Origin of the sequence: Flectobacillus roseus (assembly GCF_030056595.1) — a bacterium.
In the GTDB taxonomy this organism is placed as follows: Bacteria; Bacteroidota; Bacteroidia; order Cytophagales; family Spirosomataceae; genus Flectobacillus; species Flectobacillus roseus.
Genome location: NZ_JASHIF010000008.1, coordinates 93,626 through 109,929, shown reverse-complemented (window position 1 = coordinate 109,929; position 16,304 = coordinate 93,626). Strand labels below are relative to the sequence as shown.

Sequence of the window (16,304 nt, the reverse complement as noted above, 5' to 3'; positions counted from 1 at the left end):
CACTAACAGTTGTTTTAACAAATACAACTTTAGCCATAACAAACTATCGCAATAATCATATATACCTTTTTCTGATATGACTACCAATCCAAGCGACTCACGTGCGTATTTCTTCAAAATAGATACCACCATGAAAAAAATACGGCAGAGTCTCCAGAAAAAACTAGACGATGCCCAGCTTGATATTACGGTTGACCAATGGGTTTTGTTAGACCACATTTATAGAAGTCAAAAGAATGGCATTAGCCAAAACGAACTAGCCGAAATGACGGTAAAAGATGCGCCCACCGTTACCAGAATTATTGATCTACTGGTAAAAAAGGGGCTTGCCGAGCGTGCTATGGCCGAAAATGACCGTCGTCGATTCAACATTACTTTGACTGCTGATGGAGAGAAGAAATTTCATGACGCTTTTCCAATCGTGGCCGAAGTAAGACGCAAGGGTTGGGGTGATTTGTCAGAAAATGACTACCAAACTTTTGTTCGTATTCTTGATTCTATTTATAACAATATAACTGGTTAATTATAGAGAAACATCTCCTACAAACTCAATCGTTATCAGTAAACTCTTCTTTTCATGGTGGTTTGTGGTTTAAGTAAAATGTTCTGTTCATAAGATTTGTAAATGTCTTCAATTCTTTTGATTTTCAGGTAGTTATGTTTGTGCGTGATTTCCTTCTGGTAATTGCACACAAACGTCAAACTGCCTTTTCCTATTTTACTGACCCCTTAATTTCATCCAAACTAATGATGCAAACCATTCCAACTTGGCTAGATATACCTGCCGATTCAGATTTTAGTATTCATAATTTACCATTTGGGGTCTTTTCAACCGAAAATAAGCCTTTTCCTAGAATTGGTGTGGCTGTAGGAGAATATATCCTCGACCTTCATTTTTTGGTATCTGAAGGTGCTTTGGATGGCTTGGGTTTTGACCTAGAAATTCTTCAAGAGCCTGTCCTAAATTCGTTTATGGCTTTGGGCAATGAGGCTGTAAGAGAACTTCGCGGAAGGTTACAGTTTTTGTTATCACAAGCTACTACCGAAAGAGAGGCGATAGAGGAGGAGGGGTTAACTTTGCAAGTGGATGCTACGATGCACTTTCCTTTTCTGATTGGTGATTATACCGATTTTTACTCGAGTTTGGAACATGCCCAAAATGCTGGGAAATTATTCAGGGATCCAGACAAAGCATTATTCCCTAATTGGAGACATCTGCCTGTAGGTTATCATGGACGAGCTTCTTCGATTCAGTTGTCGGGTGTGGATTTTTATCGTCCTTGCGGTCAAATAATTGATAAAGAACTCAGCACGCCAGATAATCCTATTCCCAAATTTAGTCCTACACAGGCGCTTGATTTTGAGTTGGAAATGGCAACCATTATCGGAAAACCATCAGAGCTAGGAGAAAGAATTACAACAGAAAAGGCTGAAGAACATATATTCGGCTTTGTACTATTTAATGATTGGTCTGCCCGAGATATACAACGTTGGGAGTACCAACCTCTAGGCCCATTTTTAGGTAAAAACTTCTTTTCGGCTATTTCTCCTTGGGTAGTTACGTTTGAAGCATTACAATATTTTAGAGTTGAAAGTCCTGTTCAAGACCCAAAGGTTTTAGATTATTTAAAGACTAGTGGTGAACGAAATTTTGATATACACCTGTCTGTTGAGATACAACCAGAAGATGCTGAACCTACTGTTGTTACGCAAACCAATTTTAGGCATATGTATTGGAATGTAGCTCAGCAAATAGCGCATCATACTGTTAACGGCTGTAATCTCAATACGGGAGACTTGCTGGCGTCGGGTACTATCTCTGGCTCAGAATTGGGAAGTTATGGTTGTTTGCTAGAAATTACTGAAAATGGTAAAAAAGCCTTGACATTAGCCAATGGTGACAGCCGCATATTTTTGCAGGATTTCGATTCGGTAGTGATGAAAGGCTGGGCTGAGAAAAATGGAATTAGGGTCGGCTTTGGAAATTTGCACAACAAAATTTTACCCGCTAAATAAAACTTTTGACATCGCCATTACTGTTCTTTCAATAGAAAATATTGGTTTAAAGCCTGATAGATTCAAAAATATTCATAATTCACGACTCAAAATTCAGCATTTATACTTATGTTATCTCTCAACCCTAAAGATATGGCGGCGCGAGTATTTTACTCGTATATGACCACATCCATTGCCCCTAGACCAATTGCATTTGCTTCTACGGTCGATGCCGATGGAAAGGTAAATTTAAGCCCTTTTAGTTTTTTCAATATTGTTGGTATTGACCCTCCGCTATTGGTTTTTTCTCCCAATAATAGAGGTCGTGATAATTCGAAGAAGAATACTACCGAAAATATTGAGGCTTTTCCCGAAGTTGTCATCAACTTGGTGGATTATGCCATGGTGCAACAGATGTCTTTGTCGAGTTGCGAGTTTCCCAAAGGAACCAACGAGTTTATAAAGGCTGGTTTTACAGAACAAGCATCTGTTTTGGTAAAGCCTCCAAGAGTCAAAGAAGCGCCAGTGCAGTTTGAATGTAAGGTCTTAGAAATAAAATCTTATGGGACGTCTAATATTGCTATTTGTGAAATTGTGATGGCACATATTGCAGAAAATTTATTGGATGAACATGGGAAAATCGACCAGCTTAAAACTGATTGGGTTGCCCGTATGGGTGCAGATTGGTACGCACGTATTACTCCTGAAGCAATGTTTGAAGTACCCAAACCAAATGTACATTTGGGTGTAGGCGTAGATAGTATTCCTGAATTTGTCAAACAGTCAACGATATTTGATGGCAATGATTTCGGTAAATTAGGGAATGAAAGTAACCTTCCTTCCGAAGAGGATAGTAAAAACTATCTTTTAAATCTTGAAGAAAAACCTAGTTTGACTTTAGCGAAGACGCTCCTCGACCAAAATAAAATCCAAGAAGCTTGGGCTGTGATTTTGGGATTAAAATAAAAAATACCTGCTTTAGGCGGTTATTAAGTGTTAGTGCTGAATTGTAAATGTAAAATTTTAATTATCAATATCTTACATTTACAATTCAGAATCAGAACTGTAAGAAGGAATTCTAACTATTGCGGATTTTGGATTTCTGATTTCGGAAATAAAGAAAAATACCTTTTTTTTTACAAATTATGGAGGTTTACACTTCCGAAATCCAACATCCGATATCCAAAATAAATAGTTTTAAAATCCTTCGTACACTCCTAATACAGAATTCATCATTCTACACTATTGCTTAATATTCCTGAGAAATTGGGTGAATCATTAGCTCATCAATTACCACATGTTCGGGTGCTGAAAGAATAAAATAGATCGAATTTGCCATATCTTTTGACGAAAGATATTTGGCTTGATATGGATCTCCTTCTTCTCTTTTATGAAAATGTGTGTCAACCACTCCTGAATACACCACTGAAACTTTGATTTTATCTTTTCTTACTTCTTTTCTCAAGGCCATCGAAAAAGCATCTTGAGCGTATTTTGAAGCACAATACAACGAACCTCCATCAAACACTCGTTTGGCAACATCCGAAGCGATATTGATGATATGTCCTTTACCTGCACTTTTCATCAGAGGCACAGCTTCACGGCAAAATAAGAAAGTCCCTTTGACGTTTGTTTCAAATATATTATCCCATTCTGAAGTACTTATTTCGGTTGCTTGTTTGAATACCCCAAAGCCTGCATTATTGACCAAAGCATCAATTTTACCGAACTTTTCTGCTGTTTCGGCTACTACATTTTTTACAAAATCTTCGTCAGCAACACTGCCAGCGAAAACTGCCACTTGAGCACCCAAAGATTCTGCTTCTTGTTTTACAGCTAATAATTCTTGCTCGTTGCGTGCAACTAAACTAAGATTTGCACCATCTTTAGCTAAAGTGATTGCTAAAGCTTTACCTATGCCACGGCTAGCGCCCGTGATCAGGATTGTTTGATGTTGTAATGACATAAAGTTTTCTAAATTGTTTATAAAAATGACTTTTCTGTAAATGTAGAGCTTATTCCGCAAAATATTGATATTTCTAAGCTTGTGTACAGTATTCAAATTTAATGGAAATATCTGCAGAAAATCGCCTAAAATATATTTTGCCGTTGGGATACAAAATATTGCCTTACAGATAAAAACAACCACAAAATATTCTATTTTAGCTAATTTCGCCACATAAAATTTTAAGTATTTATAAAAACATGAGCAGTATTAATTCAGGGAGCGAGTGGTGGAAAGAAGCAGTTTTATATCAAATTTATCCCCAAAGTTTTAAAGATTCAGATAAAGATGGCATTGGCGATTGGCAGGGAATTATCTCAAAATTAGATTATCTCCAATCTCTAGGTATCGATGCTATTTGTTTTCGTCCGTTTTTGTCACAATTTTCTCAGCAAGATAGTGCTTTTGAGCAACTCGTGAAGGAGGCCAATAGTCGTGGACTAAAGGTGATTGCGTCACGAGCAGACTTGCCCATTAGTTTTCAGACCGATCATTTGATTTTACGCGAAAGTTCTAATTTCCTAAATCCTCCTCCAGCGCTAAAACTGTCGGAATTAAAACGTATTTTTCGTAAAAGAGAACAAGCCAAAGATGATTGGAATTGTGTGTATTGGGGCGATCATGACACTCCAAGGGTATTATCAAGATTTGGGAATACTTCCAAATTTGAAAATGAATCGGCCAAAATGCTTGGGATGATTTTGCTTACCTTAAAAGGTACTCCGCTTATTTATCAAGGCGATGAGCTTGGGATGAGTAACTGTATTTTTAATGCTATCAAAGAATTCAGAGATGAAAAAGTAGGCGAGGTATATGAGTCTGTCATCAAAAAAATCGGAATAGATGAGCAGGCTTTTTTGAGAGTTTGTAATCAAATCTCGGTGGATCATGCTCGTACGCCCATGCCCTGGGATAATACCGAAATGGCAGGATTTACAGAAAGTACCTCTACTTGGCTAAAAATTAATCCTAGTAATACCCGTATCAATGTAACCTCACAAGAAAATAATACAGATTCGATTTTGAGTTTTTATAAATCATTAATCCATATCCGAAAAGAACACCCTGATTTGGTATACGGAGATTATAACGATTTACGACCAAATTGTAATAAGATTTTTGCGTATAAGAGAATTGGAAAGGATTTTACGTATCTTGTGCTCAATAACTGGACAAATAAAACACAAAGTTTTTCAGTAAAATGTAAGGCTTCTGTTCTAAATTTACTTCTCAGTAATTATCCAAATGAATCGCAATACGAAAGCCATACATTTGAGTTACAACCTTATGAGTGTAGGATATATGAATATGCCAATTAGCCATAAATTATCAGCTTTTGGCATTGTTTTTTATATCCCAAAAGCTGACAGCCCAAGGCTGCTCGCATCAAATTCATTAACTTATCTCTCTTTTTATGCAAAAAAATAATCCTAAAGTATTGAATGCTTGGGCAATGTATGACTGGGCAAACTCGGTACATTCATTGACAATTACCTCTGCGATTTTTCCTATTTATTTTCCTGCAGCAGCCGTAATGATGCCTAGCAAAAGTACCAAGCTAGACTTTTTGGGCTTGCAACTCGAAAATACTGTTGTGTATTCTTATGCGGTGTCGATTGGCTTTTTATTATTGGCATTTTCGGTGCCTTTTACTTCTGCTATTTCGGATTTTACAGGAAAGAAAAAGGCCTTTTTGAAACTTTATTGCTACTTAGGCTCGCTAAGTTGTATGTTGTTGTATTTCTTTGAAGAAGGACGCTACTATTTGGGAACGTTTGCCTTTTTGTTTTCAATTGTTGGCTGGGGCGGAAGTATTGTATTTTATAATTCCTATTTGCCCGAAATTGCTACCGAAGATCGGTTCGATAACTTAAGTGCCAAAGGATTTAGTTTAGGATATATCGGGAGTGTGATATTATTGTTACAAAACCTCACTATGGTACTAAAACCAGAATGGTATGGAGGTATCACAAGTGGACAAGCTTCTCGTATTTCGTTTTTATCGGTCGGCATTTGGTGGATTATATTTGCGCAAATCCCTTTTTCTATTTTGCCAGAAACCAAAAAGGAAAAGAAGAAAGAAGGCGGCTGGATTTTTAATGGTTTTAGAGAGCTAAAGAAAGTATTTCATGAATTACAAGGTTTGGAGTTTACCAAGAAATTCTTGTTAGCTTTCTTCTTTTATAATATGGCAGCACAAACAGTTATGTATTTGGGTGCCTTGTTTGGGAGCGAAGAATTACATTTGCCCGACGATGCCTTAATTATCACCATTTTGTTGATTCAGTTGGTAGCCATTCCTGGGGCGTATTTGTTTGCCAAAATCTCTAAAAAAATCGGTAATACAGCCTCTATTTCTTGGATTGTAGTGATTTGGATTGTGATTTGTATTGCAGCATATTTTGTTTATACCAAAAATCAATTTTTCTTATTGGCAACAGGTATTGGTTTTGTGATGGGAGGGATACAGTCCTTATCACGCTCTACTTATGCCAAGTTGATTCCTGAGAATACCCACGACACAGCATCCTATTTTAGTTTTTATGATGTGTGCGATCGACTTTCAACGGTGATAGGAACGTTTATGTTTGGGTTAGTCAACCAACTCACAGGCAGTATGCGTATAAGTGTATTGGTGCTGTCGGTGATATTTTTGATTGGCTATATTTTGATTAAGAGGATTCCTTCGAAAACGATTTATTAGCGCTATGCTCATAAAAAATGCCGTTAGAAACTACACTAACGGCATTTTTTATGGAAAAGACTTTATTGCAAGCTGACCTTTAATATCCACAAATGGAATTAAAGTAAAACAAATTGAAGAACGATATTTAGTTAAGATATCCTATCCGCCAGTTTCTTCAAAAAGGTACATACAATGACTGACTTATAGTTTATCAGTCAATATCTCTTTTTTCTCAATTGATGTAGAGAAATATTTGGTTCCACAATTCAAACAAGTATAATACTTGAGATTAGGTATAAAAAACAAGAACACCTTCAAAAATACGCCTCTTTTGGTACGGGTACCATAAGGGTTTCCACAACTAGGACATTTTCTACTACTTGATTTCCTAAAAAAGAAGTAGACTAAAATCGCTAACTGTACAACTAAGTACAAAATCACGATTAGGATTAAAGGATTAATAGATTCTTCAAACATACCACTTAAATATAATATTGTGTGTTAAATATAGAACCAAGCCGACAAGGTTATTCTTGGTTTCATAATTCACGATGTATAGCAAGAAAGTTATTTTAAACTGGACTGCACCTCTAAAAGGCGGTAAATAATTGATTTGAGGACAGTTTTTTTGTAGATAATGAGGGTATCAATTCAATAAAGCATTTTCTGATGGTCAAATTGTAAAAAAAAACGATTAAATCCTATGTTTTAGAATGGATTTTTATTCAGAAATGAGCGAATGGAAACAGCTGGATTAGTTTACAAAGGACTGCTTTAGGAAGATTATTAGATATTAACGAAGAATTACAGTAATAATTGGGGTATTTGGAAGGATAATTACACAATAATAAGTAGTCGTCCAAGAGTTCTGAATTATAAAATACATTGATAAAGTACAAAAATGATTTTTATCATTTTTTCAATTATTGATACATTACCTGTTTGACAGCGTAAATTTTAAAATCAAAAACCACATTTATTTACTTAATTCTTGTAATAACTAAAGATCAGCCTAGTGAACAATTAGTTATGTTATTTGTTTGATACTTTGTAAATTATGTTGTTTAAATAGGCGGGTTTTATGGTCTAAATTCTATTGGTTTTTTAGGTTTTTAAAGTTTTGAGCCAATCCTACAAAAATTTTGAACTACATTCTATCTACACAAAAAAAAGATTGGTCTATGCATAAATTCCATTGGTCTATAACGACCCATTAAATAGCCTTCTTCGTATTTCTTGCACTAAACAAAAGCACTTCTAGGATAGTCTAAGCATCAAAAATCCGAAAAGATATAATTTCATCTTTATCTAAAATAAATTTATGAAAACCTATTTCCGAACCGCTCTACTAATTTTGATTAGTTTTGGAGCTTGGGCACAAACGAGTCGTCTTACTGGAAAATTTGTGGATGCCAAAGGCGAAGCCCTCATTGGCGTAAACGTAGTGTTGACGAACCCCAATGATGCGAAAGATAAGCATTTTGGCCCTTCCGATGTGAATGGTCGATTTATAATCAACCGCATTCCTTTAAATACCACATACCAACTTAAAGCAACTATTGTCGGTTATAAAGAATTAACCAAAAGCGTGACCATTTCTAAGGAATTTAATAACCTTGGAGATATCGTTTTACAAGAAAGTACCAACGAACTCAATGAAGTTGTTGTAAAAGGAAAAGCTGCTACCATGGTTCAAAAAGGCGATACTTTGCAGTACAACGCTAATGCCTTCAAAACAGCGCCAGATGCTAATGCAGATGAATTGGTGAAAAAGTTACCAGGGATTACGGTTGAAAATGGTCAAATTAAAGCACAGGGCGAGAACGTAGCTCAGGTGCTAGTAGACGGAAAACCATTTTTTGGTGATGACCCAAACATTGCTTTGAAAAACTTGCCAGCAGAGTTAATTGACAAAATCGAAATCATGGATCGTTTGAGTGACCAATCTCAATTGACAGGTTTTAATGATGGCAATACCTCTAAAACAATCAATATCGTAACAAATCCGAATAGACGTAATGGTCAGTTTGGTAAAGTATATGCTGGATTAGGAACGAATGATAACTACACAGTTGGTGGAAATATCAACTTGTTTAATGGTGAAAAAAGATGGTCTATCGTTGGGATGAGTAATAATATCAACCAGCAAAATTTTTCAAGTCAAGACCTGCTAGGAATTAGTAGCAGCGGCGGTGGTGGCGGTGGAAACCGTGGCGGCGGTGGTGGAAACCGTGGCGGTGGCGGTAACTTTGGCAGTTCTGCGGATAATTTTTTGGTTGGACAACAAACGGGTATCAATACGACCAATTCATTTGGTGTAAACTATACCGATAACTGGGGGAAAAAGCTAGCTATAAAAGGAAGTTATTTCTTCAATAATAGCAACAATAGTAATACTCAGTCAACTTATCGTACTTATTTCTTGAGTCAGGCTGCCAATCAGTATTATGACGAACAATCGAATAGCTCAAGCAACAATTACAACCATCGCTTGAATCTTCGTTTGGAATATACGATTGACCCGAAGAATACCATCATTTTTACCCCAAGGTTAAATCTCCAGAATAACAATTCAACCAGTATAGTTGATGGTTTGACGACGGATGCAAATAATCAGAAACTGAATCAGACCTCTAATAACACTACTGCTAAACGTACAGGATATACTTTCAACAATGATATCTTGTATCGTCATAGTTTTGCCAAACGTGGGCGTTCAGTTTCTTTGAATTTGAGTACCGCCCTCAATGATAGAAATGCCAATAGCAACTTGGTATCGAACAACCAATATTATACCAGCAATACAAGTTCGGCTACAAAGCAAATTTCAGTAACAGATACTAAAGGCTATACTTTGTCGGCTAACTTAGTTTACACAGAACCAATCGGTAAGGGATTGTTGCAAGGTACTTATAACGTGTCGTTCAACAACAATAAGAGCGATAAGGTAACAAACAAATTTAATCCGACATCTAACGAATATTCGGTGTTAGATTCCCTATTGTCAAACAAATTTGATAATGACTATCTTACGCATCGTGCTGGTTTAGGTTATAACTTGAGAATGAAAAATGGTAATTTAAACTTAGGGGCTAATTATCAATCAGCTGAGCTTTCGGGACAGCAGTTGTTCCCTAGAACCACACAAGTAGAAACAAGTTTCCAGAATGTCTTGCCTTATTTGCAGTGGGATTATCGATTTACACAGGATAGCCGTATTCGTTTCAACTATCGTACCTCTACTAATGCACCAAGCATCACGCAGTTGCAAAATGTGTTGGACAATACCAATCCTTTATTCTTGACAAGTGGTAACCCAAATTTGGCACAAGAGTATAGTCATAATCTGAATGCTCGCTATACCTTTAATATTCCAGCAAAGGCATTGACATTTATGGTATTGGGTAACTTTGGATACACAAAAAATCCGATTGGAAATGAGGTAATTATTGCTCAACAAGACATGGTTATTGACAGGGGTGTAACCTTGAGAAAAGGGGCTCAGTTGACTCGACCTATCAACTTTGACAATTCATTGAATATGCGTTCGTTTATGGTTATTGGTTTCCCTTTGTCATTTATCAAAACCAATGTCAACTTGACGTCTAGCTACAACTACTCGAAACTGCCAGGTAAAATCAACAACCAGTTGAACAACAGTAACCAGTATAATTTCAACCAAGGTATTACCTTTGCGAGTAATATTAGTACCAATGTCGACTTTAACTTGACTTATAATTTAGGTTACAATCAAGTAGATAATACTTTACAGCCACAGTTGAATACCAAATATTATGTTCATAATGCTACAGGCCGTTTGAATTTAATCTTTGGTAAAGGCTTTGTATTCCAAACAGATTTGAGCTACTACAGATATAATGGTTTATCTGATTCGTTTAATCAGCAGTTTATTTTATGGAATATGTCTGCAGGTAAGAAGTTCTTGAAGAGTCAACGTGCAGAAGCAAAAATTACAGTATTTGATGTGTTGAAGCGTAACAATAGCATTACTCGTACTGTAACAGATACTTATATTGCAGACGTTCGCTCGAATGTTTTGACCCAGTATTTTATGCTTACTTTCACTTACAATATTCGTAATTTCAAAGGGAATAGCTAGGAAGTAAGTTTGTGAGGGAATAGGCGCAGGAAACTTATTGAGTGATTTAGTGCTTGAGTGAATGGGTGATTATTTTTTAATAAATTTCACTGCTTGAGATGCAATGTTTGCGTCTCAAGCAGAGTCAGAGATAGCATAGAAGTATCAAAAAAGGCGGTCGAAAAACTAATTTCGATCGCCTTTTTAGTAAAATTTATAGCAACATCTTAGTTCTCCAATTCGGCTTTTTGAAATGCTAAAATTTGTTGAGATTTTGAGTAGAAAATCAAAGAATCCAAAATTTCTTAAGCCCAAAGCCCAAAGCCCAAAGCCCAAAGCCCAAAGCCCAAAGCCCAAAGCCCAAAGCCCAAAGCCCAAAGCCCAAAGCCCAAAGCCCAAAGCCCAAAGCTTACTTCACATATCCATACTCCAAGGCAAGTTTTAGTAAGCTCACCATATTTTTTACATCGAATTTAGCTAGTAAATTACTGCGATGTGTTTCTACTGTTTTTTCGCTAATACAAAGCGTATTGGCAATTGATTTGGTCGTTTGTCCTTTGGCAATTAATTCCAAAATCTCTTTTTCTCTTCTGGTAAACTTCAATTCGTGTAGATTCCGCTCTTGATTCTTTTGACGACTCAAGCCATTCATAATAATTTCTGTTACGGCAGCGCTTTGATAATTTTTCCCTTCACTAACTGCCCTAATAGCCTCTAAAAACTCCTCTCGTCCAGTGTTTTTTAATAGATACCCTGTAGCTCCATTTTTCAACATTTTCGTAATAAAACTTTCCTCTTGATACATCGAAACTGCTATCACTCTGGCCAAAGGATACTGTTCGGTAATACTTTTGCATATATCCAGTCCACTTTCATTGCCCAAATTTATGTCGAGTAATACCACTACATTTTCGGTAGGATTCATTATTTCAAAAAGCTCTTTGGCTGATTGACACTGTCCCACGACGCTTATGTCTGACTCCAATCCAAGGATATGTGCGAGCCCTTCAGTAAAAATTTTGTGGTCATCTACGATTATTACACGAATCATCTGTTTTTTTGTCAAAAATCTATTGGTTATGAAAAGCTATTTACGATATATACTTTTGGCGCAGAGCTTATTGATCTTAAATCATCTCAGGGCTCAGCCATTGCCCCATCCTGATTCGCTCTACGAAAAGTCTACTTTGGAGCGATACATGAAGGAATTTCATGAAAAAAATAACATCAAAGGTTTAGCTATGACGTATTTGGCTAAAGCCAAAAGTCAAGAGCGATGGAATTTGCCCGACGAATCTCCTATCGAGAGTTATCGCAAAAGTATGGATTATTTCCGAGTCTTAGGTGATTCACTTCATTACTATGAGGTAAAAGGCTCGTTGGGAACTTACTTTATGGATCGCCCTATTTTTGCCAGTTATGCTAATGAATATCTGTCGAGTGCGGTTCAATATTTTCGTAAAATCCATCGACCAGATATGGAAATCGGGCATTTGATTAACCTTGCTAATTTGGCTATTCGTCAGAAAGAAATGCAAAAGGCAAAACAATATCTTGTCCGTGCCGATGAATTACCACAATCTGCTATTTCAAAGGGTAGAAATGATGCCGCTTGGGCAGATTGGTATCGGAGAAATGGCTTTTACCAAGAAGCTATTCAAAAGGCACATTCGAGTTTATCTATTGCTCAAAATATCAAGGTGGCATGGTTAGAGGCCGTGTCCTATTTCTACTTGGGGGCTTCGTATCGTAAGGTGGGTCAAAATGAGGAGGCAATTCAATCATTGAATTTGGCACAAACGATTACCGAAAAGTATTTTAGTATGCTTTTGCTTCGCAAGGCGATTTATGAAGAATTGGGTTTGGTTTATGAGACAAAAAGGCAGTTTAACAAGGCTTTTCAATACACTTCTTTGGCGTATCAGACTTTTCAATTACTCGAAAGTTCGAAGCTAGAAGTGGAAGTTCGACAATATCGTGAGTATCAATTATTAGAAGAGCAGCAGGAGAAAATTTCAAAAATTGCTCTCGAAAAGCGCGTTGCAGAAGCGGAATTAGTATCATTAAAAGACTCGCAAAGGATTTATCTTCTGACTATTTTAGTAGCCTTTTTGTTGCTAGTCATACTTTTGTATGCCTATTTCTCGAAACAAAAAGTTGCCAAACTACAAGCTGATAGAGTATTCAAAACCGCACAAATCGATACTTTGCAAGCATTGATTAATGGACAGGAGCAAGAGCGACTTCGGATTTCTCAGGATTTACACGATGGGGTAGGGACCTTGCTATCGAGAATCAAAATGATGATGGATGCACCTTTTTGGAACAATGTTCAGCTACAACATTTACTTGATGATGCCTGTAAAGAAGTACGAAATATCTCAGGAAATTTACAACCATCAAACCTCCAAAATTTTGGATTGATTGCCGCTATTGAAGATCTGGTTAGTAAAAACCATTCAGAAGAGACTGAAATCATTTTTCAAGTTTATGGACAAAGTTTTGATTTTGGCAAAGAAAAAACCTTGATGATTTACCGAATTGTACAGGAGTTATTGGCAAATGCCTTGAAATATGCTGAAGCTACGGAGGTGCTTATCCAATTAAGTTTTCAAGAAAACCATATTCATTTGACTGTCGAAGATAATGGAAAGGGTTTTGATACCAACATAGCTCAAAAGTCTGTGCGAGGGTGGCAAAATATTCGTTCCAGATTAGATTACTTACAAGGAACTCTATCTATTGAAAGTGATCGACAGTTTGGTACTTCGATAAATATAGAAGTGGAAGGAAAATAATAATAGCTTATCATAATTTTCGAAGCTTTTCAGCAAAACTCAGGGTTTTCCCTGAGTTTTGTTTTTAGGGATTAACCCTGAATGATATAAGATAAAAAAAATAGAATTTTGTATTAAATAAAGACTGCTCAAGTCTACACAACAGGTTGTATCCAAAAAACACATAAATATAGATTGAAAATTGAATTGGGAGCTGCATTTTACTTTTGGGCATAGGTCATATAACTATGCCTAAAGTAAAATCTCCTATCCGCTATTAGTCAATGGATTACAGAAAAGATATGCATAGATTTACAAAAAGAGTTTTGGTTCTTTTATCACTACTTTCGTCTGTAACGACGACATTTGGACAAAGTAGTCCAGCTTTACAAAATGAACCATTTGATTTAAGCCGTGATTTTAGAGATTTTACCAATACCTATTTTTTAGCAGATAGTTTGGCTGGTTTTAACCCTTCTACTGGACAAGGACAGTTGAAATGGAGACGAAACCAATACTATCCTCAGCATGCATTTAACAATACGATGGGGGGTATTCACAAAGTGCCTGGAAATGAATTTCCCGGTATTGAATATGCTGCCGATCCAGTACTTCCATTTAGTATTGAGTTTGTTTCGCCCAAAACGATTCGCATCAAAGCCCAAACGGGATATGTAGCGCCAATGACGGAGCCATCCTTAATGTTGGTCAAAGAACCGAATAAAGATGCTTCGTGGGTGTATACAAAAATTAAAAATGGGCATCAATACAAGAGCGCTTTTGGTACTGTAGTAATTACAGAAAATCCTTGGGCAATAGAAATTCATGATGCCAACGGAAAACTGCTCACTAAAACACGCCATCAAGTAGATGGAAAAACTTCCTTTACGCCCTCATTACCTTTTTCTTTTGTTCGCCGTGCCGCTGACTATTCTAGAAGTGTAGCGGCAGTATTTACGTTATCGCCTGACGAAAAAATCTTCGGCTGTGGTGAGTCGTTCACCCGCTTAAACAAATATGGACAAAAAGTAAATCTTTATACCACAGATCCTAATGGTGTAGAAACCAACGGGATGTATAAGCCTATTCCATTTTTTATGAGTAGTCGTGGATATGGAATGTTTATGCATACCTCTTCGCCAATTACTTGTGATTTTGGGGCAACATTTGGTGCCTCTAACGCTCTGTTGATTGGAGATGAAAGTCTGGATTTGTTTGTCTTTTTGGGTGAACCCAAAGATATTTTAGATGAATACACCAACATCACAGGCAAGGCCTCTATGCCTCCATTATGGTCGTTTGGGTTGTGGATGAGCCGTATTTCATATTTTTCAGAGAAAGATGGTCGCACGGTTGCCAAGCAGTTGAGAGATTATAAAATCCCTTCAGATGTGATTCATTTTGATACAGGTTGGTTCGAAACAGACTGGCGTTGTGATTATGAGTTTTCGAAAAATCGTTTTCAAGACCCAGTCAAAATGATTGCCGATTTGAAAGAACAAGGATTCAGAACCTGTTTGTGGCAGTTGCCTTATTTTGTTCCGAAAAATGAGTTGTTTTCTGAGATTGTTTCTAAAGGATTAAGTGTCAAAAATGCCAAAGGAAATCTCCCTTACGAGGATGCGGTACTAGATTTTACCAATAAAAATACGATTGAATGGTATCAGAATAAAATTGGTAATCTACTAAAAATGGGTGTGTCGGTCATAAAAGTTGATTTTGGTGAGGCGGCGCCGTTGAATGGCATTTATTCAAATGGTCGTACAGGTTTCTATGAGCATAATCTATATCCTTTGCGATATAACAAAACGGTAGCAGATATTACCAAACAGATTACTGGCGACAATATCATTTGGGCTCGTAGTACTTGGGCTGGTAGTCAGCGTTATCCATTGCACTGGGGTGGCGACGCCGAGGCTTCAGATATGGGTATGGAAGCTCAGTTGAGAGGAGGCTTGTCTATAGGTCTGTCGGGTTTTAGTTTTTGGAGTCATGATGCTGGTGGATTTGCTGCCCAAACACCAGAGGATTTGTATCGCAGATGGGCTCCTTTTGGCTTATTTACTTCACATTCTCGTTGTCATGGTCAACCGCCGAAAGAGCCTTGGGCGTACAGCGAAAAGTTTTTGAATACTTTCAGAAAAGTAGCAGAAACGAAGTACAAATTGATGCCATATATCTATGCTCAAGCAAAAGTAGCTTCCGAAAGAGGATTGCCCATGATGCGTGCGCTTTTTGTAGAGTATCCTGAAGATCCGGGAGCATGGCAAATTGAAAATGAATATCTTTTGGGACAAGATTTATTGGTAGCTCCAATTTTTGAAACGGGATCGAATGAAAGAAATGTATATTTACCAAAAGGTAAATGGATTGATTTTCAGGGCAATAAAGTATATGAAGGTGGGTGGCATAAAATTGCTGGAGGTGAATTTTCAATTGTTGTACTAGTAAGAGAGGGTACTGTATTGCCTCAAGTAAAATTAGCACAGTCGACTGCACAAATCGACTGGTCACAAATTGAATTAGTCAGCTATGCCATTAATGGAACGGCTAAAGGGAAAGTTTATTTGCCAAATGATAGCCAATGGCAAGAAGTCAGTGTTTCGACAAAAGGGAAGAAAACTCAATTACTCAAAGATCCTTACAATAAAAAAGTGAAATGGAATTGTGTGAGTTTTCTTGAAAGATAATACTATTTAATTCTTCGGTCGTTAGCGACTATTTATCCAATTAATTTAATAC

Annotated in this window: 10 protein-coding genes; 8 read left to right on the top strand and 2 right to left on the bottom strand. The window is 36.9% G+C overall.

Going from position 1 to position 16,304, the window contains the following annotated elements; genetic code table 11:
• Window positions 1-76: 76 nt before the first annotated feature.
• The 3 genes from QM524_RS09455 (at window position 77) to QM524_RS09445 (ending at window position 2,961) form a co-directional block, all read left to right on the top strand.
• Window positions 77-523: a MarR family winged helix-turn-helix transcriptional regulator gene (locus tag QM524_RS09455; protein ID WP_283344379.1), complete on the top strand. Its 447-nt coding sequence runs from the start codon at window positions 77-79 to the stop codon at window positions 521-523.
• A 224-nt stretch (window positions 524-747) separates the two neighbouring features.
• On the top strand, window positions 748-2,016 hold the full coding sequence (fahA, locus tag QM524_RS09450) for a fumarylacetoacetase (protein ID WP_283344378.1): 1,269 nt from the start codon (window positions 748-750) through the stop codon (window positions 2,014-2,016).
• Between the two features lie 108 nt (window positions 2,017-2,124).
• A complete protein-coding gene (locus QM524_RS09445; protein ID WP_283344377.1) occupies window positions 2,125-2,961 on the top strand; it encodes a flavin reductase family protein in 837 nt (278 codons plus the stop codon).
• A gap of 283 nt (window positions 2,962-3,244) precedes the next feature.
• Here QM524_RS09445 and QM524_RS09440 read toward each other — a convergent pair whose 3' ends face one another.
• Window positions 3,245-3,961, bottom strand: a complete 717-nt coding sequence (locus QM524_RS09440; RefSeq protein ID WP_095164170.1) for an SDR family oxidoreductase — start codon at window positions 3,959-3,961, stop codon at window positions 3,245-3,247.
• A 239-nt stretch (window positions 3,962-4,200) separates the two neighbouring features.
• On the opposite strand from QM524_RS09440, the gene QM524_RS09435 reads away from it, so the two are divergent.
• The 3 genes from QM524_RS09435 (at window position 4,201) to QM524_RS09425 (ending at window position 10,806) form a co-directional block, all read left to right on the top strand.
• Window positions 4,201-5,319: an alpha-amylase family glycosyl hydrolase gene (locus QM524_RS09435; protein WP_283344376.1), complete on the top strand. Its 1,119-nt coding sequence runs from the start codon at window positions 4,201-4,203 to the stop codon at window positions 5,317-5,319.
• 95 nt (window positions 5,320-5,414) lie between these two features.
• Window positions 5,415-6,704, top strand: coding sequence for an MFS transporter (locus QM524_RS09430; protein WP_283344375.1), 1,290 nt, complete (start codon window positions 5,415-5,417; stop codon window positions 6,702-6,704).
• 1,303 nt (window positions 6,705-8,007) lie between these two features.
• On the top strand, window positions 8,008-10,806 hold the full coding sequence (locus QM524_RS09425; RefSeq protein ID WP_283344374.1) for a TonB-dependent receptor: 2,799 nt from the start codon (window positions 8,008-8,010) through the stop codon (window positions 10,804-10,806).
• Window positions 10,807-11,194: 388 nt separating this feature from the next.
• Here QM524_RS09425 and QM524_RS09420 read toward each other — a convergent pair whose 3' ends face one another.
• Window positions 11,195-11,836, bottom strand: coding sequence for a response regulator (locus tag QM524_RS09420; RefSeq protein ID WP_283344373.1), 642 nt, complete (start codon window positions 11,834-11,836; stop codon window positions 11,195-11,197).
• A gap of 28 nt (window positions 11,837-11,864) precedes the next feature.
• Here QM524_RS09420 and QM524_RS09415 point away from each other — a divergent pair, with 28 nt between their 5' ends.
• On the top strand, window positions 11,865-13,583 hold the full coding sequence (locus QM524_RS09415) for an ATP-binding protein (RefSeq protein WP_283344372.1): 1,719 nt from the start codon (window positions 11,865-11,867) through the stop codon (window positions 13,581-13,583).
• A gap of 281 nt (window positions 13,584-13,864) precedes the next feature.
• The gene (locus tag QM524_RS09410) at window positions 13,865-16,252 is read left to right on the top strand and encodes a glycoside hydrolase family 31 protein (RefSeq protein WP_283344371.1); all 2,388 of its coding nucleotides are present in this window, start codon (window positions 13,865-13,867) and stop codon (window positions 16,250-16,252) included.
• Window positions 16,253-16,304: the final 52 nt, after the last annotated feature.

What these genes read in the sequence shown, in the direction of transcription:
- QM524_RS09440 (WP_095164170.1), bottom strand. Translation starts at nt 3,961, where the DNA reads ATGTCATTACAACATCAAACAATCCTGATCACGGGCGCTAGCCGTGGC.
- QM524_RS09425 (WP_283344374.1), top strand. Translation starts at nt 8,008, where the DNA reads ATGAAAACCTATTTCCGAACCGCTCTACTAATTTTGATTAGTTTTGGA.
- QM524_RS09455 (WP_283344379.1), top strand. Translation starts at nt 77, where the DNA reads ATGACTACCAATCCAAGCGACTCACGTGCGTATTTCTTCAAAATAGAT.
- QM524_RS09435 (WP_283344376.1), top strand. Translation starts at nt 4,201, where the DNA reads ATGAGCAGTATTAATTCAGGGAGCGAGTGGTGGAAAGAAGCAGTTTTA.
- QM524_RS09420 (WP_283344373.1), bottom strand. Translation starts at nt 11,836, where the DNA reads ATGATTCGTGTAATAATCGTAGATGACCACAAAATTTTTACTGAAGGG.
- QM524_RS09430 (WP_283344375.1), top strand. Translation starts at nt 5,415, where the DNA reads ATGCAAAAAAATAATCCTAAAGTATTGAATGCTTGGGCAATGTATGAC.
- QM524_RS09415 (WP_283344372.1), top strand. Translation starts at nt 11,865, where the DNA reads ATGAAAAGCTATTTACGATATATACTTTTGGCGCAGAGCTTATTGATC.
- fahA (WP_283344378.1), top strand. Translation starts at nt 748, where the DNA reads ATGATGCAAACCATTCCAACTTGGCTAGATATACCTGCCGATTCAGAT.
- QM524_RS09445 (WP_283344377.1), top strand. Translation starts at nt 2,125, where the DNA reads ATGTTATCTCTCAACCCTAAAGATATGGCGGCGCGAGTATTTTACTCG.
- QM524_RS09410 (WP_283344371.1), top strand. Translation starts at nt 13,865, where the DNA reads ATGCATAGATTTACAAAAAGAGTTTTGGTTCTTTTATCACTACTTTCG.